Annotated in this window: 28 protein-coding genes; 24 read left to right on the forward strand and 4 right to left on the reverse strand. The window is 38.3% G+C overall.

The annotated features are described in order from the left end of the window. The first annotated feature begins 12 nt into the window (after window positions 1-12). The gene (locus tag DX933_RS17555; RefSeq protein WP_123317741.1) at window positions 13-1404 is read left to right on the forward strand and encodes a GNAT family N-acetyltransferase; all 1392 of its coding nucleotides are present in this window, start codon (window positions 13-15) and stop codon (window positions 1402-1404) included. A 314-nt stretch (window positions 1405-1718) separates the two neighbouring features. Here DX933_RS17555 and DX933_RS17560 read toward each other — a convergent pair whose 3' ends face one another. Then, complete coding sequence (locus DX933_RS17560; RefSeq protein ID WP_190279586.1) at window positions 1719-2303, reverse strand: zinc-ribbon domain-containing protein; 585 nt, start codon at window positions 2301-2303, stop codon at window positions 1719-1721. A gap of 240 nt (window positions 2304-2543) precedes the next feature. Between DX933_RS17560 and DX933_RS17565 the strand changes: the two genes are divergently transcribed. The 6 genes from DX933_RS17565 (at window position 2544) to DX933_RS17590 (ending at window position 7208) form a co-directional block, all read left to right on the forward strand. Then, window positions 2544-3191: a uridine kinase family protein gene (locus DX933_RS17565; RefSeq protein ID WP_123317743.1), complete on the forward strand. Its 648-nt coding sequence runs from the start codon at window positions 2544-2546 to the stop codon at window positions 3189-3191. Between the two features lie 17 nt (window positions 3192-3208). After that, entirely contained in the window at window positions 3209-3649 is a 441-nt protein-coding gene (locus DX933_RS17570) for a GNAT family N-acetyltransferase (protein ID WP_123317744.1), read from the forward strand. A 174-nt stretch (window positions 3650-3823) separates the two neighbouring features. After that, entirely contained in the window at window positions 3824-5143 is a 1320-nt protein-coding gene (locus DX933_RS17575) for a polysaccharide deacetylase family protein (protein ID WP_123317745.1), read from the forward strand. Window positions 5144-5313: 170 nt separating this feature from the next. Further along, window positions 5314-5871 carry an RNA polymerase sigma factor gene (locus DX933_RS17580; protein ID WP_123317746.1) on the forward strand — a complete coding sequence of 186 codons (558 nt, stop codon included), beginning with the start codon at window positions 5314-5316 and terminating at the stop codon, window positions 5869-5871. Then, complete coding sequence (locus DX933_RS17585; RefSeq protein ID WP_123317747.1) at window positions 5849-6601, forward strand: hypothetical protein; 753 nt, start codon at window positions 5849-5851, stop codon at window positions 6599-6601. Before DX933_RS17580 ends, DX933_RS17585 begins: the two co-directional genes overlap by 23 nt. A 61-nt stretch (window positions 6602-6662) precedes the next feature. Then, a complete protein-coding gene (locus tag DX933_RS17590; RefSeq protein WP_123317748.1) occupies window positions 6663-7208 on the forward strand; it encodes a cupin domain-containing protein in 546 nt (181 codons plus the stop codon). Window positions 7209-7252: 44 nt separating this feature from the next. Here the strand turns inward: DX933_RS17590 and DX933_RS17595 are convergent, their stop codons facing one another. Next, window positions 7253-7990 (reverse strand): EcsC family protein, encoded by a 738-nt coding sequence (locus DX933_RS17595; protein ID WP_123317749.1) that lies wholly within the window; start codon window positions 7988-7990, stop codon window positions 7253-7255. A gap of 178 nt (window positions 7991-8168) precedes the next feature. On the opposite strand from DX933_RS17595, the gene DX933_RS17600 reads away from it, so the two are divergent. The 12 genes from DX933_RS17600 to DX933_RS17655 all read left to right on the forward strand — a co-directional run bounded on the left by DX933_RS17600 (window position 8169) and on the right by DX933_RS17655 (window position 17653). Then, entirely contained in the window at window positions 8169-8714 is a 546-nt protein-coding gene (locus DX933_RS17600; RefSeq protein WP_123317750.1) for a DinB family protein, read from the forward strand. A gap of 38 nt (window positions 8715-8752) precedes the next feature. After that, window positions 8753-9289 (forward strand): nucleotidyltransferase domain-containing protein, encoded by a 537-nt coding sequence (locus DX933_RS17605; protein WP_123317751.1) that lies wholly within the window; start codon window positions 8753-8755, stop codon window positions 9287-9289. A gap of 52 nt (window positions 9290-9341) precedes the next feature. Further along, entirely contained in the window at window positions 9342-9887 is a 546-nt protein-coding gene (locus DX933_RS17610; RefSeq protein WP_123317862.1) for an AAA family ATPase, read from the forward strand. A 29-nt stretch (window positions 9888-9916) separates the two neighbouring features. Next, complete coding sequence (locus tag DX933_RS17615) at window positions 9917-10630, forward strand: aminoglycoside phosphotransferase family protein (protein ID WP_123317752.1); 714 nt, start codon at window positions 9917-9919, stop codon at window positions 10628-10630. A gap of 39 nt (window positions 10631-10669) precedes the next feature. Continuing rightward, entirely contained in the window at window positions 10670-11098 is a 429-nt protein-coding gene (locus DX933_RS17620) for an NUDIX hydrolase (protein ID WP_123317753.1), read from the forward strand. 29 nt (window positions 11099-11127) lie between these two features. Continuing rightward, window positions 11128-11829, forward strand: a complete 702-nt coding sequence (locus tag DX933_RS17625; RefSeq protein ID WP_123317754.1) for a YqeB family protein — start codon at window positions 11128-11130, stop codon at window positions 11827-11829. Between the two features lie 198 nt (window positions 11830-12027). Beyond that, the gene (locus tag DX933_RS17630; RefSeq protein WP_123317755.1) at window positions 12028-12978 is read left to right on the forward strand and encodes a WD40/YVTN/BNR-like repeat-containing protein; all 951 of its coding nucleotides are present in this window, start codon (window positions 12028-12030) and stop codon (window positions 12976-12978) included. After that, window positions 12962-13813: a hypothetical protein gene (locus DX933_RS17635; RefSeq protein WP_123317756.1), complete on the forward strand. Its 852-nt coding sequence runs from the start codon at window positions 12962-12964 to the stop codon at window positions 13811-13813. The genes DX933_RS17630 and DX933_RS17635 overlap by 17 nt, the downstream gene beginning before the upstream one ends. A 50-nt stretch (window positions 13814-13863) precedes the next feature. Next, a complete protein-coding gene (locus DX933_RS17640) occupies window positions 13864-14322 on the forward strand; it encodes an NUDIX hydrolase (protein ID WP_123317863.1) in 459 nt (152 codons plus the stop codon). A 106-nt stretch (window positions 14323-14428) separates the two neighbouring features. Then, window positions 14429-15376, forward strand: a complete 948-nt coding sequence (locus tag DX933_RS17645) for a nuclease-related domain-containing protein (protein ID WP_123317757.1) — start codon at window positions 14429-14431, stop codon at window positions 15374-15376. Window positions 15377-16117: 741 nt separating this feature from the next. Continuing rightward, entirely contained in the window at window positions 16118-16567 is a 450-nt protein-coding gene (locus DX933_RS17650; protein WP_123317758.1) for a VOC family protein, read from the forward strand. Window positions 16568-16618: 51 nt separating this feature from the next. Further along, on the forward strand, window positions 16619-17653 hold the full coding sequence (locus DX933_RS17655) for a S66 family peptidase (protein ID WP_123317759.1): 1035 nt from the start codon (window positions 16619-16621) through the stop codon (window positions 17651-17653). Between the two features lie 116 nt (window positions 17654-17769). On the opposite strand, the gene DX933_RS17660 is transcribed toward DX933_RS17655, so the two are convergent. After that, window positions 17770-18171 carry a VOC family protein gene (locus tag DX933_RS17660; protein ID WP_123317760.1) on the reverse strand — a complete coding sequence of 134 codons (402 nt, stop codon included), beginning with the start codon at window positions 18169-18171 and terminating at the stop codon, window positions 17770-17772. 271 nt (window positions 18172-18442) lie between these two features. On the opposite strand from DX933_RS17660, the gene DX933_RS17665 reads away from it, so the two are divergent. The 5 genes from DX933_RS17665 (at window position 18443) to DX933_RS17680 (ending at window position 22994) form a co-directional block, all read left to right on the forward strand. Then, window positions 18443-19930, forward strand: a complete 1488-nt coding sequence (locus DX933_RS17665) for a serine hydrolase domain-containing protein (protein ID WP_223806034.1) — start codon at window positions 18443-18445, stop codon at window positions 19928-19930. 226 nt (window positions 19931-20156) lie between these two features. Further along, window positions 20157-20327 carry a hypothetical protein gene (locus DX933_RS18530; RefSeq protein ID WP_190279588.1) on the forward strand — a complete coding sequence of 57 codons (171 nt, stop codon included), beginning with the start codon at window positions 20157-20159 and terminating at the stop codon, window positions 20325-20327. A gap of 195 nt (window positions 20328-20522) precedes the next feature. After that, on the forward strand, window positions 20523-20813 hold the full coding sequence (locus DX933_RS17670) for a CD3324 family protein (protein WP_123317761.1): 291 nt from the start codon (window positions 20523-20525) through the stop codon (window positions 20811-20813). A gap of 592 nt (window positions 20814-21405) precedes the next feature. Then, window positions 21406-22416: a serine hydrolase domain-containing protein gene (locus tag DX933_RS17675; RefSeq protein ID WP_123317762.1), complete on the forward strand. Its 1011-nt coding sequence runs from the start codon at window positions 21406-21408 to the stop codon at window positions 22414-22416. Window positions 22417-22427: 11 nt separating this feature from the next. Further along, on the forward strand, window positions 22428-22994 hold the full coding sequence (locus DX933_RS17680) for a GNAT family N-acetyltransferase (protein WP_223806035.1): 567 nt from the start codon (window positions 22428-22430) through the stop codon (window positions 22992-22994). A gap of 47 nt (window positions 22995-23041) precedes the next feature. Here DX933_RS17680 and DX933_RS17685 read toward each other — a convergent pair whose 3' ends face one another. Next, window positions 23042-23638 (reverse strand): protein kinase, encoded by a 597-nt coding sequence (locus tag DX933_RS17685; protein ID WP_123317763.1) that lies wholly within the window; start codon window positions 23636-23638, stop codon window positions 23042-23044. Window positions 23639-23662: the final 24 nt, after the last annotated feature.

Here is a 23662-nt window from a genome sequence, read left to right on the forward strand (position 1 = left end):
GGGGGAATTCAGATGCTTCATCTACGGGAAATACGGTTGGATGATTTTGCAGAAGTTTTAACATGGAGTAAAAATCATGAGTTTTGTGCAGCGAATGATTGGGAGCAAAACAGGGAGGAACAGGAGCTGTATCGATGGTGGCATTACTGCTGTCATGATTTACAGACGGAAAGTTTTCGACGAATGGGAATAGCTGAAGGAGATCAATTGATTGGTTATGGAGATTTTGTCGCCACGGATAATGGTGCCATGGAGCTGGGAATTGCAATTGGGGATAGTACCGTTTGGGGCAAAGGCCTCGGTACTGCCGCACTCAAGCTTATGATAGAGGTTGCTGAGAAGAAATTTGGAATGACCAAACTGCTTGCTGAAACACACGCGACCAATGCAAGGGCCCGCGGAATGTTAAGGAAGGCAGGATTCCGGGAAATAGCAAGAGTAGATCAAGAAGTGTACATGGGAGAAATAACGGATTTGATTCAATTGGAGCTGCAAATGGTGAATCCCCCTGTGGAGATAAGGAAATATAAGCCTGTAGATGAATCAGATTTGAGAAGGCTGTTGGCATTAGCGGGAGAGGGAGAGGATTTGTTTTCGTTACTAAATTCTCCGGGTCATGCTTATGCCTACGTTGCAAAGGTTAAGGCTGGAATGGCTGGGATTCTGGTTGCTTGGAAAAGCAGATTTCATCCCTATAGTATGTATATGAAAATCATCAGCAATCCAGTATATTGTGCTGAAAATGTAGAGGAAAGACTGTTAGCCATGTTGGAGCGACAGTCTTTCCAGCCACGTATTTTACAGACTTCTTTATGGGAAACATCGACTTTCTTACGCGATGTTTATGAAAAAGATGGATTTGTGGAAATACGTCGGACTTATATGCCTAAATTGCAGCAGCTGGAAGCCGTAGTGGAGCCGCAAAAAGCTGTATTGGACGTGAAGGATGGAGATTTGGTTTCCTTATCGGATTTGAAAATGAACCCGAAGATGATGAATTCATTTCTCCGTCTTGTGAAAAAAAACTATGAAACAAGCCATCTCGTTAATCCAGTCGCTGACCTTCCATTGGAAACTTGGCGAGAAATGATTTTTTCAGATGATGTAATCGAAGAAATGAGCTTTTTATACGTGGAAAAAGCTAGTGTGGAAGTGCTGGCCTACAGTATGCTGCATTTTTCTGAAGAAGGGAATGCGGTTGAGTTAGGATGGTGCGGCATCGCGGATAGCGTGTATACTAGTAAACTTCATAGCCTCATTCTGCATCAAATTCAGGGATGTATCGCCCGCGGTATCCTTGAAATCATAGGGGAATTTGATACGACCGACCCAATTGCAATGGCGGTTTTAAAGCAGTTTCCCTTTGAACCAGCCCCAGCATGGATCACGCTGCAAAAAAAATGAATATAGTGTGATGGGGAATTTTTAGGCGGAATTCTCCCAGAAATTACCCTCGAAAACGATTCGAGAAAAAAAATCAGATGAAATCCGTTGGAAATTCGTCTCGCGTGCTGTTCGAGTGAAAAAATCTGAAGACATCGGTGGAAAATTCGCCTCATTCCTTGACGGGTGAAAAAAATCAGTGGAATCAATAGAAAATTCAACTGAACCGCTTCATTTGAGCTAATTGACTTGATGGCAGCGGGTGCTTGGATTGATTCAGACAAAATGAAGTAAGCCTGGAGCGATTGAAAAATGGCATCAGGCTTAATGTCATGTTAATCCCATATATAATTTACAATATCTGAATCGGCAATCATCCATTTCCCTTTTTCTTTGACAAGTTCTACAAAGCCTTTCACATTTCTGTTATTTTCCAACTTTAATTCCCCGTATAACCGAATATTATCTTTTTCGAATGTCTTTGTTTCAGTTACTTGAAATGTTTCAAAGACGTAGCCATCTTTTTTAAATTGTTCCAAGTCATCGTAAAATGCTTGAGTGCTATTGTTGGTAATAAATTCTTTTGCCATATTAAAATCCTGACGAAAATAGGTATCAGCTGTAAAGCCAATCATGTCATATGCTTCATTGATATCAAATTTAACCATATGTTCCAAAAATGTATTCGCCACTTTTTCTGGGTTATCTTTTTGCATGGAAAATACAGTAAATATAATAATAGCAGTAATTAAAACAATCCCCAGCCATTTATAATTTTTCCGAATCGGCTGGGCTTCTGAGGTTGCGGATATATGCCCAGATGGTTGGGAAACCTGCTGTAGTGGTGCACCACAGTTGCTACAGAATCCGCTATGTTCTTCCAGTTCATTCCCACAGTTTGTACAAAATCGCTGTTTCAATAATTTTTCCCCCTTAAGCATGTAACATGGCAATTATAAGTCTTATTTCCTATACTGACTATGTCAATCATCATTATTTGCAAAAAATTTAAAATCATTTCAAAATAGGATATGCTAGAATGGTGACTTTTTTCAAAGGGATTCTATACTACTTTGTCTTTAAATGCTGCTTGAGGGTTTTTAATAATCAAATTTTCCATGGAAAGTATTTTACAAATAATAGTGAAATGGGGATGGAATATGGATACGGTGATAGAAAAAGTTCGAGGTTTTGTTAGCCAACGGGATGACCGAATGACCATCGGAATTTCCGGTCATGGGGCTGCCGGTAAATCTACCTTTGCCAGACAACTTGCTGAAAAATTAGGGAAAGAAAAAATCAATTATATCCATACAGATCCCTACATTATTAGTTCAAATTTACGAAAGCATGCAGCCATTGACTATACTTACGAAGGTAAAATACATCGCTATAAGATGACGGCATGCCATCCGGATGCGCATTTTTTGCCAGCATTGGAAAGAGATATTATCATGGTGCGAAGCGGGATAGATTTTTATACGATTGGAACACATTACTCGGAAAGTGTCCTTATTTCATCGGAAAAACAAATAAATATCATTGAAGGTATGAGTGTTGCCTATCTTGATCCGGCTTTACTGGATGTGGGCATTTATTTATTTACGGATGGGGAGACAGAATTTCAAAGAAGAAGCGTTCGGGATGTAAATGAAAGGGGAATGGATTTGACATATCTGCAGCATTCCCATGAAGAACGCAGGATTCAATATGAACTGTTTATGCATCCCTTCAGTGACCAGTTTGATATCATTGTAAAGCAGGTTGGGGCAACTAGTTACATTGAAAAGGATAGCCTAAATTTATAACAATGAGGTGTAGGTAAATGGAATTTAGACATATCCATGGGATGGCGACTGAACAAGAATTAGTTGGTATTTTGGCATTACATGAAGATATTTTTGGCCGTTCAGATGATTTGGTAGGAAGGATGCGGGAAAAGCCCGAGCTTATGATTGAGTTAGCAATGGATGCTGGGCAGATTATTGGATACAAGATAGGCTACGCTTTAAATCGGGAGCAGTTTTACAGTTGGCTCGGCGGAGTGAACATGGCCTATCGAAGTCGGGGTATTGCACTTGAATTAATGAAAAGTCAACATCACCATGCAAAGGAAAAAGGATATCAGGTTATACAAACAAAAACAAAAAACAAATTTCGCAATATGTTATTATTGAACATCAAATTTGGCTTCGATATCATTGGCACCTATACAGATGGAGAAGGCGAACCAAAGATTATTTTAGAGAAACCATTAAATGAATGAACTCGCTAAAGGATTCTGAACATTATCAGGATCTTTTTCTGTGGGGAAGTATTTCATAATTAATCTTAAACTCCATAAAAAAATGACCGATATAAAAAAAAGTGGTTCTTTTTACCTATATAATATAAGCGGAATATTAGTTACATCATAAAATACAAATTATGAGGTGTCATCATGAAATTTGCTGTTAAATCGATATTTTTCCTTATTGTACTTATCATTTTGCCGGCATGTCAAAATCATATTAGTAATACGGAAGTTAAATCCGAATCAACATTATCCAAAATAGATAAAACTGAAACGAAAGAAAAAAACAAGGTTGAAGAAAAAGAAATTGCAACTGAAGAAGTCATATCAATTGATTCCTTAGCAAATTATGAAATGAAAAAGCTTGAATATGAAGATGAGCTATATGAAATTGAAATTGAATATCCAAAGTTTTCTTATGCCCCAATTGATAAGTTGTTACAAGCTGTGAAGAATAAGTTATTCGAGGAACAAAAAGTATTCGAAACATATGAAGAAGAGGAAGAAGAGGAAGATTATTTTTTGGGTGATTATAAGCATCGATTTAATTCCATTATACGGGAGCCGATTGTAATTACAAAGGATTTTATATCCATTTATTTTGAAGAATATATGGTAATGGGTTATACAGGGTTTGAGTTAGGTAGTACTTTTAATTTTAATTTACATAACAATCACATGATCACAATTGATGAAGTTTTACAACAGCATTCCACAACGGAAGATACGATGAGAGAACTAATTTCCTTAGAATTGATCTACGGTGAAAACTTTGAAGAACTTCGTTATGGTGATGCATCAGAAAATTATATAGCAAAAGTTAGAGAAGAGATGGAACCTGGAAACTTTGATTTTTCCTTTTTTACTTTAACGGAAGAATCGATTATATTTTATAAACAATTTTATAGTTTATTTTCAAATAGTGACGGAATTGTTGGTGTAGAACTAAAATGGAGCGATGTAGAAGCGTACATGGAGGAAAACGCACTAGACAATCAAGATTTGGAATCTGATTATGATGACCTATATTTTTTATCTCCTTTTGAAGGAAAAATTCAACAAGAACTATTTTACACGGATCCCGATTATGGATTCACAATTGAATTTCCCGAATCATGGAAAGGAAAATATAGTATAGAAGTAGAGGAAGGTTCTGATATGTCTTCTATAAAGGAAGTATCGAAGACCATAACGTTTAGTATGGTTGAGGGTAGTAAATTAGTAGGGACCATTTTTTCTATCAGGGTAATGGAAGATATCCCAGAGGAAGAGGCTTGGTCCCAATTTGAATATGGCCCGTTCGAAACACTATTTGCTACCCATAATAATAATGCGTTTACTGTAATACCAGCGGGAGGTATGTCCGCAGAATTATATGAAGAGCCTTATCTGGACTTAGGCTATGCACTATCTGGCATGGTGAGTGATGTTCAAGAGTTTATAGTAGATACCGTTACATTTGAATAGAAGTACATCAAAAATACAGTTTCGTAATGGAAGCTGTATTTTTGATTTTACTTGAAACTTTGAACGTATAATTGCAGGAAAAGGGAATATAAAAAAACACCTTCCAAAAGAAACTTTTTTGCGTTGGCGAGGATATATATAGTGAGGCTTGCGAGGGAGGTTTGCATGACGTGCTGGATGCTGAGAAAAGCTTGATTAAAAAAGTGAAAAAAGGGAATCAGCGGGCTTTTAGGAAATTATATGAATTACATGCTGGTTATGCATTGCGTACTGCATATGGGATGACAAAAAATCATGAAGCGGCATCTGATATTGTGCAGGAAACGTTCTTGAAAGTGTTCCGTTTTATCGATCAATACGATCCAAATCGAAGTTTTAAAGCTTGGTTTTATCAAATTCTTATAAACACTGGCAGAAGCTATTTGCGAAAACAAAGCAAGGAGCCGTTTGCGGTTGAATCGGAAGAAATAATCGATTATTTACACCACCAGCATGCGGAAGAAAACATGCTGGAAAACCATGAACAGCTGGAGGATGCGCTGGATCAATTATCGGAAACCTATCGGACTATTTTACTGCTTAAGTATGTAAATGAATGTACGGAAAAGGAAATTGCAGAAATATTAGAGCTCAATATCAATACAGTGAAGTCAAGATTATATCGTGCTAGAAATCAAATGAAAAAGTGGCTAGGGGGTGCTGAGCTTGACCAGGAAAAATCAAGATGACCAATTGCGAGATTATTTAATGAAAAAGACAGATCCATCCGAGGCATATATCGAAACAACATGGGAAAAAGTGCAGGCGCAACTAGCCAGTGAAAGGGTGGAAAAACCTCGAATGAAAAAATGGCGTGCGGTTTTGATTGCTGCGGCAGTACTGCTTATTTCTGTTGTTTGGGCAGGGTTATCAACGGCAACAGGTCAGGCAATTATCCAAGACATTAAAAAGATGTTTGTGAAAGAAAAAGATGTCGAACTGGAAATTGAAGGAATGAAAGAGGATGTCCATGTCCATGTTGAAACCAATCAGGAGCTGGATTACGTCATTTATATCGATGAGTCAAGATATAAAATAATGAAAGGCAAAGGGACAGATCGTATCATTCCGAACCCTCCAATTGGGGATGATTATCCTGAAGTGGTTATGGAAATAATGAGGATAGAAGGGGCGACTCGTGAAGCAAAAATGGCCCAGATAAAACAAGAACTAGCATCTGAACAAATGGAAATTAGACAAGAAGAAAAAACAAATGAGCCCATTGAGGGTATCGTCATTCGCGCGATTGGTAAAGGGGATTCGCAATGGGATACACCGATTTATCGTTACTATATTACGGAAACCCAGCAAGATCAGTTCTATGTCATTAAACAGTTGTATTTCTTGGAAGCTGCGGAAGGGCATGGTACGCGATTTGATGCGATGTTGGATAGCTTTGAAATCATTACCGAAGAATAGGAAGATGCACATCTTTGCCCGCTTCTCATAATATATAGGAGTTTGAAGGAGGGGTAAGACGATGTATTTTATTCCATATTATTATTATAATATGCCTATGTTTGAAGAAACGAGACAGCCTATTCATATGAACCGTGCTTGGGAGGCTGGGGCAATTTGTGCTTATTGTCATACTCCAGTGCATGATCGATTGGTACTGGAAGACTTTGGACCAAATCCGCTTGTGATTGATATCAATCAAGCAGCTAAACAAAATCAAAATTATCGTACAACACTGTGGACAGGAAGTCATTTGCAGGTAACATTGATGAGTATTCCTGTAGGGGGGGATATAGGCTTAGAAATTCATCCGGATCATGATCAATTTTTACGCATCGAACAGGGGCAAGGATTGGTGCAAATGGGGAAAAGCAAGGACCATTTGAATGTAGAAAAAAGGGTGTCCAAGGATGCGGCTATAGTTGTACCAGCAGGGACTTGGCATAATGTTCGCAATATAGGTAGAGGTCCATTGAAACTATACTCTATTTATGCCCCACCAGAGCACCCATTTGGTACGGTCCATGCCACGAAGGCAGATGCACTGGCGGCAGAGGGTGATTATTAATCGAGCAAAACATATTCTTATGAAAAACACCATTGGCAGCTCCGTCAATGGTGTTTTCCTTCGTTAATAGGGGACATATGAAAATATCTAATCCTATACGCATTCATAGCGGTTTCGCCAAGTGTGTCCAGTAAGTTATGGTTTGCATAAGCTCCTACAATCGCCCCAAAACCTGGAATCAATTGCAGCATTTTAACCAAATCAATATAATCCCGATATTCTTGTTGGAATACTCGCCAATCCATATCTACAAGCTTTTCTTTTTCCTGCTCCCAGTGTTCAATGATGTATAATGTTTCCTTCTTTTTTTCATCGCTTGAAAATGCCAGCTGGAAAACATGTAGTAAAAACAGTCGTTCCTCATATTGCTTTGTATCATGGCCGTAAATGGCTGCTGCTTCAAATAGAAATTTAAGCTTAATCGATAAAAGTAAAGGGAAGTCTGCTAAACCAAGGAAAATACCACCTGCTCCTGTACCAGCCCCTTCAATGACCGCTGTTTTCCGATAGGCGGTGAGCTTTTCCTTTACCTGTTCCTCCATTTCAAACAGACTCTGGCCAATGATTTGTGGCTTTTTCGTTGTCATATTGGAACCAACCAATGTTGCTTTTACCATATTTTTTATGCTTTCTGTAATGATTTGATGTGCTTTTTCTGGTATATAGCTATTGAGTTTGGTTTGTGCTTGCTTGGACATTTTATTGAATAAGCTCGGTCGTTTCAACAGTTTATTTCGCCATACCTGCAGTTCATGCCGCGCTTTATTTTCATATGTTTTCATTTAAATCATCCTTTAATATGCCTATAGTAAAGTATACGTCAATTTCCCAAAAAAAGTTTCACATGTCATTTTTATTCGTGATATTCATTATTCATTATATTTTGAAAGTCGATGCTGAATGGACAGATGATATGATAGAATGTACATGGAATGACTGATTATGGGAGGAGTATGGGTTATGCAATTAAAAAGTAAATATATGACAAAATACTTCCAGACTATCTTTACACAACGCGAACAATTCTTTGCTGACACGAAGCATGTTCCAGCTTGGCGAAGACCCCAGTCAGATAAATGGTCACTAGGCGAAACGCTTTATCATCTACTGCTCATGATGAAATTATTTCGAAGAGTATCAAGCTGGTATATACCTCTGGTGTATCCATTTGCAAATATCACAAAACATAACAGCTATGCTACAGAAACATATAACATATATGAGGAATATCAACTTGTAAAAAAGAAAGCCATGCCAGCACCGTCCATACTTATTCCTCCTAAAGGCTTGGAAAATAAATGGATGTTATCTGTACTGAATATGCAACTGGAAACAGAAACCAAAAAACTGATTCATCAGGTAGTTCATATCGATGATTGCATCGCCGGGCATATTCGTTATCCAGATCCAATCGCCAAATATCCAAACCTTATCCAAAGCATACATCTCTTAGCAATTCATGAACAGCATCATTTTGACCTGGTGAAAAAATATGAAAGGTTGTAGTTGTGTAAAGGGAATAATTATTAGATAGGTGAGGGAATATGGAATTAGAACATTTAGACATACAAACGTATATGCAACTTCAAATTCTACGTGATATAAATTCTATCGTGGAGAGCCTGGATGCTAGTTATTGGCTACGGGGTGGATGGGCAATTGATTTTTTACTTGGCAAGGTGACACGTGTGCATCAAGATATTGATACAGTGACTTGGATAGATAATAGGACAGCGTTGGAAGAAAAACTTGTTAATGAAGGGTTTCAACAAGTTTCAGTTAAAAAAGCATTTCGAGATAGGCAATCAGACTTTCGCAAAAATAATATTGATATTTCTGTTGGCTACTTGACGTTTGATGGGGAGAAAAACCTAATTATGAATGGTCTACCGGTTTGGAAATGGAGACCGGATTCCCTCATGCCTCAGACGTATCAGTTATTTGGAATAACCACTAAGGTTATTCACCCTAAACAATTGTTGGACGAAAAAGATGTTTATAAACAAATTGGTCGTCCATTTCGCCAAAAAGATGCAGCTAGTAAAGAACAATTGAACCAAATATTATCAGAATTGTTTTGAAGTGGATTCACATTACCTAACATAGAAGGTGATATAATTGAGCCATGATCAAGTGAAAAAAAGGCCGTTTATTGTTTCAATTGCTGGCGTATCTGGCGGAGGTAAAACGACAGTTTCTAAGCGATTGTCTGAAAAATTAGTTAATACAAAGGTAATCCATTTTGACACATATGATGTTGAGGGTCCAGATGATATTTTTGATTGGGTTAGCAGAGGAGCCAGTTATGATGAGTGGAACCTAGATGCCATTATAAAAGATTTATATGTACATACATCAAATGAATGGAATTATATTATTTTAGATTATCCGTTTGCATATGAACACATGAAGATGGGAAAATGGATTGATTTAGCTATTTTCATTGATACTCCATTAGATATAGCGCTGGCACGCCGTATGTTAAGGGATTTTCGAAAAAGTACCTGTGCTTCAATGCTAAAGGATATGGAAAATTATCTTACAAGGGGCAGGACTGGATATTTAGAAATGCTAAAAACGATAAAACCAGGATCGGATCGAGTTATTAATGGTGCTCTGTCAATTGAGAAAATTGTAGCAGAGATTGAAGTGGAAATTTATCGTAGAAATACTTTTTAAAATGATGCCTTGGGAGGTAAGGAAAACAATTGAAGCAGCGGATTGGCAGTGGGAATACAGCGGATGTTTATGCGTATGGAGACTTGAAAGTATGCAAATTATTTGTCGATGGCTATCCTGAATCTGCCATTCAGCGTGAATATAATCATGCGAGAAGGATGATGGATTTGGGGGTTCCTGTACCGGTTTGTTATGGAATGTTTCGTCAACAAAATCGTATGGGGATTATCTATGAGCGTATTTTTGGTGAAAGTTTATTAGATTTTTTCATAAGGTCTGGCGATGCAAAATTTACAGTAGGGACTTTGGTAAGTTTGCATCAAAAAATCATTCACAGGCATGCAGAAGGGCTTTCTTCCTATAAACAATTTTTACGCCAATGCATACAGAAGAAGAATGCGGAGCTTTTGAAGGAAATTGATAAACTTCCCGATGGAAATAGCTTATGTCATGGTGATTATCACCCGGGAAATGTTTTGTTAGGTCAGGATGGTGGTGTTACCTTGATTGATTTCATGAATGTATGTCGTGGACCATGGCAGTATGACGTTGCAAGGACATATTTTTTAATAAAAAGGGGTGCGCTTCCTGGGGATATTCCATATATCGAAACAATGGAAGCGCTGCAGCCCCAGTTGGCGACAAATTATATAAGCGCAATGAATGTTCACTATGATGAAATTGCTCGTTTTGTTGAGGTTATTTCAGAGGTTCGTCGTTATGAGCTTGCTAATCTTGTTTAGCAAATTCAGAATTACGTATTGAATGAAAAGGGGAGCTTCATGTTTATCGTTAATGTAGAAGGTGCAATTTATAGAATGGGCAAATGGTTGATTATTAAGCGCAGTGATCAGGAAGAACACGCAGCAGGTGAACTATCGCTTGTTGGCGGGAAGGTCGAACAGGAAGGGAACACGGCAAATATTTTGGAAAAGACAGTTATTCGTGAAATCATGGAAGAAGTAGGGGTGAAGGTATCTACAGATGTAATATATGTGCATAGTACCTCCTTTATTGCTACTGGCGGAGAAACAGTTATTAACACCGTTTTCCTATGTAACTATGAATCTGGTGAAGCATTTCCCAAAAGCCCAGACGAGGTGGCGGCTGTTGAATGGCTCGCAACAGAAGATGTATGCCAACATCCTGATGCACCAGCTTATTTAATAGATAGCATCCAATTGGCATCGGAAAAATTAACCAAGATATAAGTGTATACCGGTAGAGGGGGTTGTAGTGTATGAATCAAGAAACAGTTCTTGGGTTTTCCAAGGGAGATAAAGTATGGATTGTTGTATTATTTCCAATTATATTTGCATGCATTGGTTGGTTTTTGCCTGCTATTGCCGCATGGTTGTTCCGATTAAATTTACCTTTTATCCCTTATCAGGGCTTGTTGGAATGGGTTGCTTCATGGAATGAATTATTTCTTTTTATTTGTGGAGCAATTGGTGGAATTTTGTTGAGCATATATATTTTTCAGGATTCCTTAGAAGTTACGATTACAGATGAGCAGGTTCATTTGAAGGCAAAAAAACGGGTTAAAACATTGACGAAGCAGGAAATAGCGGTTGTTTTTATGGAGAGGAAAAAGCTATCTTTTTTAGATTCAAACGGCATGGAGCTATTTCAAAGTACGTTGGAAGCGAAAAAACAGAATGCGGCATATGCCTTTCAAACCTATGCTTACCCGTGGGAGGACGTAGACCCATATGAAGGTACCTATTTGTGCTGGAAGGAAAATCATCCCGATTTCACAGGGCTTGCCAATGAATTACTTGCGAAAAGAAAAAAAGCATTGGAAAATTCGAAGACAAAAGAAGCAGATGAACTGCGTAATGACTTGATTCAGGCTGGAGTCATTATTAAGGATGATAAAAAGAAACAATATGCCAGGAAAGCTGTGCAGCATGGAGAGGTGGACTTGGATTATGGATGGTAATTGATTGACTAGCAGGATACATACTTGATGCAATTTTTCATCACAGATTAACTGGTTGTAAGCCCTCCACATCAAGAATTTTTGTGGGGGATCAACAGCCAGTAAAGGCCTGATTCGTTCAACTAACAATCGGTGGGGGAAGGTCATTGATTGTAGTTTCGCTTTATTAAAACAGTTCAAATAAAAAGGATGTACGTGATGCATAAAATTATTTTATCTTTGTCAGGAATGATACTTGTGGCTTTAATTATCGCAACATTTTTTTATCAGGAAATGGAGCGGGTATTATTGCCGCAGGAGGTCCTGCTTGGCAATAATCAACAGGAACACACTTCCACAGAGGAACAAGATGAACCGGAACAAACACTTTGGCCCGTCAACCAGGATGCAATTAGCTACTCCTTACAACATGATGCATTACACATTACATTTAATGGCGGAGGGGATTGGGTAGAGGTTCCAGTTGAGCAGGAACAATTATTCCAAGGGGAGTACAATGGGAATAGACAGACGCTCATAGAAGAAAGCTACATCCTTCAGGGGGATCGGGTTGCATTTATATATACTGAAGCCAGTGAGGATATGCATGTACAACAGGTGATGGTACTTTATTCTGTGGACCAAGGAGAAACGTGGCAGGAAGGAACGATTGCGGATGCTTTTCCAGGGCTTCGATATAGGAAAATAGACTTCGTAAATAATTCTTTTGGATATGCGATTCTTTCAGGAGACCGAACAATGTCATCGGAATATTCTTTGGCCTATCTCACACATGATGGCGGAGAAACATGGGAGTCTGCTGCAGAAACACCGACAACAAGGTTAATTGCGGATGGAGGATTTACGGACGAGCAGACTGGATTTTTGTCCTATGGAACGATTAATCCGGAAAAACCGGATGTCTATGTGACACAGGATAGCGGAAAGTCCTGGGAACAAGCAGTATTTAACATTCCAGAAACATACGAACAGATTTTTGTGCAAGCGGAAACACCGTTTATTGAGGATGATCATTTAGCTGTGCTTGTGAACCAAGGTCCGAATGGGGATTATCAGGGCGGTTTATTAAAAGGAAAGTTTATTTCAAAAGATAATGGATTAAATTGGGGTTTTTTGGAGGAGGTACCGGCAGATGATACAGACGCCTAAATGGCAATCTATTTTGGGATGGTTAAGTTTCTTAATTGCCATTGCTTTTTTCTGCCTGCAAATGGGATATTTCCTTATTCATGGTCGTTATCAGGTGGAATATATAGATGACCGCTTATTTTATATTATTAATATGATAATTATCATTTTCCTGGTTGCTGCAATTTTATTACTACTTCAGACCAAACGATTGTTTCGGTATATGGCGATTGGGATTGCAGTGGTTTTTATTGTCATTCAAGGTATGCTGTTGGTGGAAAAGGGGAAGCAGGTTAAACAGGTAATTAGTGTTTCACCAAATTTCAAGCAGGTTTTTTCCGTGAAAACAGATGTAGAACAAGATGAGTCCATTTATTATCGGTCCTATTATGGCATTTTGGCTCGTGCAAAAGAAGTATTATCTAAGCCGATTGTCAGTGTACATGACATCACATGGCTGGAAAATGATATTGCTGTGCTTACATATGAGTCAAATCATCAAAAGCTCGAGCAATTTATTGGTACGTATGGGGATCGCGGCGGTGGTTATTCCTATTATCAGGTCGGAGCGGAAAATGGTGCATGGGAAGGGGAACAAGCGAGTGTTCATAGTGATCCAGAAGGTATTCAAGTTACTTCAAATGGTCACACAGAACTGTTTGCCTGGGAAACGGTACAGCAATTTGGTACATTGGCAATTGTTCTGAAGCGTGATGAAGAAGCTGTTTGGACCATTGCGTTGGCAAAGGATTTTATTGCAGATTCCAATGCGCCAATTATGCCTAGTTACCGAATTTTATTATATCCAGCCGTTTTGGAAAATCAGAAGCCAATCCTTTTAAAGCCTGCTTTATGATATGTGGCTACTGACTGGAATCATGTTGTGATGGAGAAAGGTGAATCATGATGGGATATGTACAGGAATTACGAAAATTGGTCGGAAAACGTCCAATAATATTAGTTGGTTCGGCGGTTATCCTATTGGATCAAGAGGACCGTATTTTACTACAGCAGCGCAGACACCCAAAAGGAAAATGGGGACTGCCCGGTGGGTTGATGGAGCTAGGTGAATCAACGGAGGAAGTCGCAAAACGGGAGGTATTAGAGGAAACTGGTTTGCACATAGATAATCTGCACTTGTTAAATGTATATTCTGGTTCTGATCAATTTACTATTGCTGAAAATGGGGATCAATTTTATGTCGTCACAACAGTTTATTATACTGTAGATTATGCTGGACAAATCGTTGCTGACCCTGAGGAATCACTTCAGCTGGAATACTTCCGTCCAAATGAACTGCCAGATTATATGGTTGGTTCGCATCGAATGATGATCAATGAATATCTTCATAGGTTTAATACATAGGCGGGGCAATCAGTAGTATGCTCCGTCTATTTCTGTTTGAATTTTCTCTAAACTATATTATAGTAGATGAATAGAATTAAAATTAATTAAGGAAAGGAAAGATCCCATGATACATCCTCATTATCAACCAAATCCTCCTCAAGAATTACAGATCTTCAAACACCTCGCATCCCGCACGAATCTATCAATAGAAGAAAAATTAAATTTTGAAAAACTGTGTAAAGGGTATGAAGGGGAAGTGGAATTTTACCAAGTGCTACAAAAGAATCCGATGAAGAATTGGATTGACCTGCATTCCCTTCGATTTTTTGACGGGACTACAGAATTTCAACTGGATCATTTAATCATTTGTCCAACCAAAGTTTATTTGATTGAAATGAAAAATTATGAAGGTGATTATTTTATACAAAATGGAAATTGGTATACAGCTGCACGAAAAAAAGAGATTCGAAATCCTTTACATCAATTAAAGCGCTCCGAAATCATGCTTCGACATCAACTTCAGGAACTTGGTTACAACCACCCCATAGAATCATTTGTTATATTCATTAATCCAGCATTCACCTTATATCAAGCACCGATGGACCTGCCAATCATCCTGCCAACTCAGATAAAGCGATTTGTTAATCAATTAAATCGTTCTGGCACATCCAGCACCATCACAGAACATCAAAAAAGATTGACCAACCTACTGATTGCCCGTAATAGAAAACAATCGGCATATGAAAAATTGCCACAGTATCATTTTGAGCAAATGAAAAAAGGGATCATATGCCATCTATGCACTAATTTTTTATCTATTCACGGAAGGAAAAAGCTAATTTGTGAATCATGTGGTTACATGGAAAATTTTTATACTGGAGTATTGCGCAGCATTCTTGAATTCCAATGTTTATTCCCTAATAAAAAAATCACAGTAAACACTATCCATGAATGGTGCGAGTTATTTCAAACAAAATCATTTATTAGAAGGATGTTGAAGAAATATTTGATTTCTGTTGGTACGAGTAGAAAATCCACCTATTATATATTTGAAGGGGAACGAGAAAAATAATCTATAGGAAATCACATACCTTTGAAACCTGATTACAGTTTTTAACTAGATTACGTGAAATTTTGCAGACGGTCCATTTAAGTTACGCGAAATTGTGTTTTCTCCAAATAGGAGTAAGTTAAACCGTATTTAAGTTACGCGAAATTGTGTTTTCTCCAAATAGGAGTAAGTTAAACCGTATTTAAGTTACGCGAAATTGTGTTTTCTCCAAATAGGAGTAAGTTAAACCGTATTTAAGTTACGCGAAATTGTGTTTTCTCCAAATAGGAGTAAGTTAAACCGTATTTAAGTTACGCGAAATTGTGTTTTCTCCAAATAGGAGTAAGTTAAACCGTATTTAAGTTACGCGAAATCCTGTTTTTTCCAAATAGGAGTAAGATAAACTGCATTTAAGTTACGCGAAATCCTGTTTTCTCCAAATAGGAGTAAGATAAACTGCATTTAAGTTACGCGAATAGGAGTAAGATAAACTGCATTTAAGTTACGCGAAATCCTGTTTTTTCCAAATAGGAGTAAGTTAAACGGCAATTAAGTTACGCGAAATCCTGTTTTTTCCAAATAGGAGTAAGATAAACCGTATTTAAGTTATGCGAAATCCTGAATGTTCCAAAATAGACTAAGTTAAAGCACGTGACATCAAGTTCCCACCAAAATGGTCGAATTCACATGACCATAAAAAGAGGATATGTGAATTCTATGTAGAATATTTGTAGGTAGAATGTAGAGGGGAGCTGAGTGAGGATGAATAGATTAAATATAATCACGTTGGGAACGAGGGATATAGTTAGGGCGCATCGATTCTACCAGGAGATTGGTTTTGAAACGTCAATCCGTGGTTCGGAACAGAATCCAGCCATTATTTTCTTTAAAAATGAAGGGAGTAAAATTGCTTTATTTCCAATTGAAGAATTGGCGAAGGATATAAACTCTAGTAATCCACCCGCTATCGCGAGTGCCGGATTCTCTGGTATCACACTCGCGTTTAATGCGAAATCAAAGGAAGAGGTGGATGAAGTATTAGAAAAAGCAGTCCAAGCCGGTGCTGAAATAATAAAACAACCGAAGCAAACAAGTTGGGGTGGTTACGGTGGATATTTTAAAGATTTGGATGGCTATTGCTGGGAGGTTGCTTACGGGGAAGACTGGCAATTTGATGAGACTAATATGCTCATTATTGAGGATCCGAAATGAAATAGAATACCGAATCGCACACTGAATAAGTACATCAAAGGGGATGATGATTTGCTGAAGAAACCACAGCTTTTAAAACGTGGCGATATGGTTGCGACGATTAGTCCATCTTGGGGTGGCGCAGGAGAGCCAGAACTGAACTGGAGATATGAACAGGGCGTTCAGCGGCTGGAAGAGGAGTTTGGCTTGAAAGTAATTTCAATGCCGAACAGTCTAAAAGGGGCAGATTATTTATATCATCATCCGGAAGCACGGGCGGAGGACTTGATGACTGCATTTCGTGATGAAAGGATAAAAGCAATCATAGCAAATATCGGTGGCGATGATAGCATTCGACTGCTACCTTATATTGATTTTGATGTAATTCGACATAATCCAAAAATATTGCTGGGTTATTCTGATGTGACGATATCCCATTTGTTTTGCTTAAAGGCTGGTATCACTTCCTTCTATGGACCTGCGATATTAACGGATTTTGCAGAGAATGTAGAGATGGATCCATATACAATTGACATGCTTGAGAGAGCTATGTTTTCTGCCAAGCCAATTGGTGTCATACAACCGGCAACGCATTGGACAAGTGAACGATTGGAATGGATAGAGGAAAATAAACATACTCGCCGTACGTTAAAGAAAAATCAAGGCTATGAATTGTTGCAGGGAACGGGGACAGTGCAAGGACGCCTAATTGGTGGCTGTATTGAAGTGCTGGAGTTTGCCAAAGGTACCCAACTTTGGCCTGAAAAACATCATTGGAAGGATAGTATTCTTTTCTTTGAAACCTCCGAGGAAAAGCCGGCACCTGCACAAATTAAATATTGGCTTCGAAATTATGCTGCACAAGGAATTCTTCAACAGGCTAATGGAATGATATTTGGTAAACCGCAGGATGAAACACATTATGAAGCATATAAAGAAGCCATACTTACCGTAATGAAAGAATACGACTTGGAAAACCTGCCAATCTTGTATAATCTAAATTTTGGTCATACAGAACCAAAGTTTGTATTGCCCTATGGAGTAAAAGCGGAAGTAAACTGCCAACAGAAGACATTTACTATCTTAGAGGCAGCAGTAGTAGAATGAGCATATGAGGAGAGAGGGTGTCCGGTACAGCGCCCCAAAAGTTAGTACAATAACGCTAACTTCTGGGGGAGCATTGCCATGACACCCTTTTTCATATGAAAAGATAAAAAACTGCTTTAATGGGAAGGGGCAACTAATTCTACTTTGATACGGTCTGGATCTTCAAAATAAACTGCATAATGGCTGTTCCCTCCCGCATATGGATGCCTGTCTGGATATAGGAGGGGGATATTTTTGTCTTTCAGTATTTTTGTAAATTGATCTACTTGCTCTTTGGAAGTTGCGTGGAATGCCAAATGATTTAAACCTACACGACAGCGATGATACGGAATATCTAAAAAATTCTCCTTTGTTTGGACCAATACCAAATAAGTTTCATTGATTTTCCAACTTCGGCCCTCCTTCCAGGTCTGATAGGGCTCATAGCCGAGTGCTTCCAAAAACCAACCCCAAAAATGAACGGATTTATCCAAATCTGATACGTATAATTCGATATGATGAATCATTCCCACTTTCATTTGCTTCTTCCTTTCCATATGATCATAGCTGTCTATTCATTCTTCCGTATTTTATCATAGAAAAGCCAATGTGCTAAAAAACAGTCATACATTTAGTGTGGATTGTTTAAATTGTTTAGTCATAATACTATTACATATCAATCAACTTAGGGCTTCTTACTCATTTTGAGGAAGGTTAACAAGTGTCGACATGATACGACAAAAAAATCGATCCTGCTTGATTATACTTGGTTTGAGCTTACAAATGAATATTTTGAAGGGAGAGATGGAATTGAAGAAAAGAATACCAGCAATATTATATGTGTTTACACTTATTTTTGCTGTATTAGCTTTACAACCGCAAGCTATTGAAGCAGAGGTTTGGAGGCTGCAACCGGACAACCCTGAGAATGTGGAGATGCTCCAGCAACCGCTCAAGGATTTGGATCGTGAAATAGAGGCTGCCATTTCTGAACAAGTTATGCCTGGGGCTGTTGTGTTGATTGCCCGCGACGGAAAAGTGGTTAAACATGATGCCTACGGTTATGCCGCTCGTTATGTAGATGCAGATTTTACTGAAATGGATGAGCCAATTGAAATGCAGGTGGATACGATTTTTGATATGGCATCTATATCCAAGCTGTTTACCGCAGTTGCTATTATGCAACTTTGGGATCAAAGGATGTTTGATCTAGAAGATGCAGTATCTGATTATTTACCGGAATATCATACCCTGGAAAAAGAAAACATTACGATTAGACAATTATTGACTCACACATCTGGTGAAAAACCAAGTCCCTCGAAACCATTATATGAAATAGATGGAACACGAACGGAGCGGCTTGATTTCGTAATGGCTGAACCGCTTTTAAATGAGCCTGGGGAGGAGTATGTATATAGTGATATTAATTATATGACATTAGGGGTCTTGATTGAGCGAATAACAGGAAAACGTCAAGATGAATATGTAGAGGAGAATATTATCAATCCGCTTGGCATGACAGATACAATGTATAATCCAACGATGGACTTAAAACCAAGGATTGCAGCAAACGAGGAGCAACCATGGACAGGACGTGGCTTGGTTTGGGGAAGTGTACATGATGAAAAAGCATGGGCACTTGATGGGGTTGCAGGGCATGCGGGCATTTTTAGTTCAGCAGCTGATTTGGCTATCTTTTTGCAAATGCTATTACGAGAAGGAAGTTATCGAGAAATTGAAATTCTATCAAAGGAAGCATTTCACCTAATGAATATCAATTGGAATACATCATACCCTGGTCAGGATCATGGTTTGGGTTGGGATTTAAACCAGGATTGGTATATGGATATATTAGCGGAGGAAAATACGTTTGGGCACACGGGATATACTGGAACATCTGTCGTAGCTAGTCCAAATCTGGATACGATGGCTATTTTACTTACAAATCGCGTGCATCCAACACGAGAGACCGTTTCTACCAATCCGATTCGCAAAAAAACTTCTTTGTTAACAGCAAGCGCCATATATGCATGGGATGCCAAGCATATGCAAATGCTCATTGAGAGCCTCAATAGCAAAAATGCCTTCAAGGATGAAACAGTTACAAGGAGCTTGATGCTTCATTTAATCGCGATTGAGCATTATGAAAATAGCGGACAAGCGGATAAAGTTCGCAAACATTTAAATGGTTTTAATAGCTTAATAGCATATTATATGGAAAATGATGCTATATCTGAAGAAGTATATGATACCTTATTGCGGATGAGCAATTATTTAATTGACAAATGGCACTCGTAAAAAGCGATAAAATGATTAGGAAATATAATGCATTGTGGTAATCAAGTAACATGTCTTGTTCCAGCTGATGTGGATGGAGTGATTCTTTGTCCAATTCACAAAGCTATCCTGTAAAAAAATGAGGTTGCTTTACGGTTAGAACCTGCACATGGTAACATGAAGAGTAGATAGAATGGACGTATTTTTTTGCATGTCACTACTGTGAACGAAAGGGATGGAGAAACAAATGGAAATATATTTGCTGTTTACCGTTGGTGGTATCGTTATATTGCTCACCATGCTAATGATCTTTCGCAGTTTAGCTCATTGGATAAATGAACCTCATACGAAGCAGGATGAAAAAATTCAAGCGCTGGAGCAAAAGGTTGCCCGTCTTGAAGAACAGCTCGATAAATAGTAGGAAGCTTGTGCTTTTTTGTACAGGACCCCTTTATGTTAAAATAAGTTTGAATATTTAAAAATGGTAAAAAATCTTGCGAGGTGAATAACTGATGAACATGTTAATCTGAAACGTATGAAAGTGTTGGATGCATTTGTAATTCTTTCTCCGATTTAACAAGAAGGTAAACATAATCAAGGAGGAAGATTATAGATGGATTATATCAATGCGTCACAAATATTACCAAAAGAGTTGGTACAGCTCATTCAAACGTATGTGGATGGCAAGCCATTGTATATACCTAGGAAGCAGGAAGGAAGAAAAGCTTGGGGTGAAAGCAATGGTACAAGAGAATGGCTGCAATGGAGAAATAAACAAATTTATGAAGGATATCTCCGTGGGAACCCAACCGCTGATCTAGCCAGGAATTTTTTTCTGTCGGAAAAAAGCATCCAACGCATTATCAGACAAGAAAAAAGCTGTCCGTATGTAAAGAAAATGTAGTAAGGTAGATCGCATTTAAGTGATTCGAAATCGTGTTTTTTCTAAAAAGGAGTAAGTTAAACTGCATTTAAGTTACTCGAAATCGTTTATTTTCGAAAATGGAGTAAGTTAAATTGCATTTAAGTGATTCGAAATCATTTATTTTCTAAAATGGAGTAAGTTAAACTGCATTTAAGTGATTCGAAATCATTTATTTTCTGAAATGGAGTAAGTTAAACTGCATTTAAGTTACTCGAAATCGTTTATTTTCTGAAATAGAGTAAGTTAAACTGCATTTAAGTTACTCGAAATCATTTATTTTCTAAAATGGAGTAAGTTAAACTACATTTAAGTTACGTGACATTGCGAATTTTCTGAAGTGGAGTAAGTTAAACCCGTATTTAACGATGAATAAAGTTATAAAATGGTTGATTCAAACCGCTTGAAGTATGTTTACTTACTTTGGGCGGTTTTTTTGCAAGTTGTTATTCATCATAACCAGGCGCAAATTCAATTATTAATTAATTTCGTTCCCATCATTCATAGAACCGTGTGCTAGGATGAAGTAGAGGAGTAATTCAATGTTCATGAATGAAAATAGGGGTGTTAACAAATGAGGGAAATCATGGATACGGCACAAAAGGCATGTGATTTTTCGGGAACTATTTTAGTGAAGAAGCAAGGGCAGGTGCTGATAGAGAAGGGCTATGGTTATCGGAATAGAGCAGAGCAGCTCGATAATCGGGTGGAAACGCGATTTGGTATTGCTTCAGGGTGCAAGCTTTTCACGGGTATTGCAATTTGTCAGTTAGCGGAGAAAGGAAAGCTTTCATTTGATCAACAGGTAAAAGATCTTCTTCCCTATTCATTGCCATATGCAGATGATGTAACAGTCCATCAACTATTGACACATACTTCTGGGATAGCGGATTATTTCGATGAGGAAATAATGGATGATTTTGAAGCGCTTTGGGTTCAACGTCCCATGTATCATATTAGAAATTTAGAAAGCTTTTTGCCGTTGTTCGAAAAAGAAGCGAAAATGTATCAGCCAGGGGAGCGGTTTCACTATAATAATGCAGGATATATCTTGCTTGGGCTCATTGTAGAAAAAGTAAGCAATCAATCCTTTTCTGATTATGTTCAAGAACATATATTCCAGCCTGCGGGCATGGAGCGTTCTGGCTATTTTGAGATGGATAAGCTTCCTGATAATACAGCACTTGGATATGTGGAAGAAACGGATGGCATGTATAAAACCAACATATATTCCCTGCCTGTAAAAGGTGGTTCAGATGGTGGTGCTTATACAACCGTTCATGATATGGGCAGGCTTTGGGATGCTCTCATGCATCATCGGTTATTGAATGAAACAAATACGAAATTATTGCTGCACCCACATGCATATTCAGACCAAGAAGAAGATTTTTATGGTTATGGTGTCTGGATTGATCAAGAGGTGGAAGGTATGAAATATCATATCATGGGCTATGATCCCGGCGTTAGCTTTCATGCTGTACATTATCCGAAGTATGATGTTACAGCAGTTGTATGTTCAAATGAATCAGCAGGGGCATATAATATGATGTATGAAATAGAGCAATATGTAGAACAACAAAAGTAAGGAGTTGGGCAATGATGGACAGGTTTGCAGAAACAGAAATATTACTTCAGGACCATTGTCTGCGTGTTCGGAAACTTCTAGAAAGCGATGGGGAAATTCTTGTCAAGTGGTTAACGGATCCGGCCGTATTGGAATTCTATGAGGGCCGCGACCAGCTGTTTGATTTAGAAAGAGTAAATCGTAAATTTTTCGCACGGGGGGATGGGGTAGATCGATGTATCGTAGAGTGGAAGAATCACCCCATAGGCTATGTGCAATGTTATAGCGTGGAAAAAAATAAAAGATTGCATCCTGCTTTTTCTGACCAGGATATCATTTTTGGATTGGATCAATTTATCGGCGAAACAGCTTATTGGAATCAAGGAATTGGTAGTATGTTGGTTGGAAAAATGGCTGTTTATTTAGAGGAAATACGGAAAGCGGATTGGGTGATTTTAGATCCGCAAGTAACAAATGAGCGTGCAATTCGCTGTTATGAAAAATGTGGATTTACAAAAATAAAACTGTTCCCGGCCCATGAAATGCATGAAGGGAAATATCGTGATTGCTGGTTAATGGCGCGAAACGCTTCTTCGTAACCAGTGTGAAAACCGCAAGTGTCTGTGTATGTATGACACTTGCGGTTTTATTGCTTTCCGCACTCGTAACAGCGTTTGTCTGTATCAGAGTCGCCATACATACGTAGTTCCTTTTTAATGCCGCAGATCTGGCAATGATCAAAATCAATCTGTGGTAAAATGCCGCTTTCCGCTAATGGTACCCATGATTCCTCGTACAACTTTTTTGTCATTCCATAATCAATTAAAACGAGGTGGCCGTTTGAATGCCAGCCATAATTACTACTGTCTTTAATATCAAAACAATCAAATTCCTTATCTAATAGATGAAGCAGCTGTCCATAATGGGGGGGAAGGAGATGTCCATGATTTTCTTGGTCGAGCTCATAGGACTGCTGATTGATAAGGGCCATTGGTTTACAGTATGTTTGAATGGAAATAGCAGTGTCAACATAATGGATTTGCGCAACATATTGATCCCATCCTTTGTCGACCATTCTTTTGTATATCAGGTGTTCTTGCTGTGATTGCTGGTAACCAATTGGATGCAAATGAACTTTAATTGCAAAAGAAGATACACGGAAAACTTTACGGGTGGAACCAATTCCTATGAAGTTTTCAGGGGTACAATAGGTTTGCCAATGTTGAATGATAGATGTGAGCATTTGCGTCTCCCTTCTATATGATTG

The organism is Ornithinibacillus gellani (assembly GCF_003730295.1).
In the GTDB taxonomy this organism is placed as follows: domain Bacteria; phylum Bacillota; class Bacilli; order Bacillales; family Amphibacillaceae; genus Ornithinibacillus_A; species Ornithinibacillus_A gellani.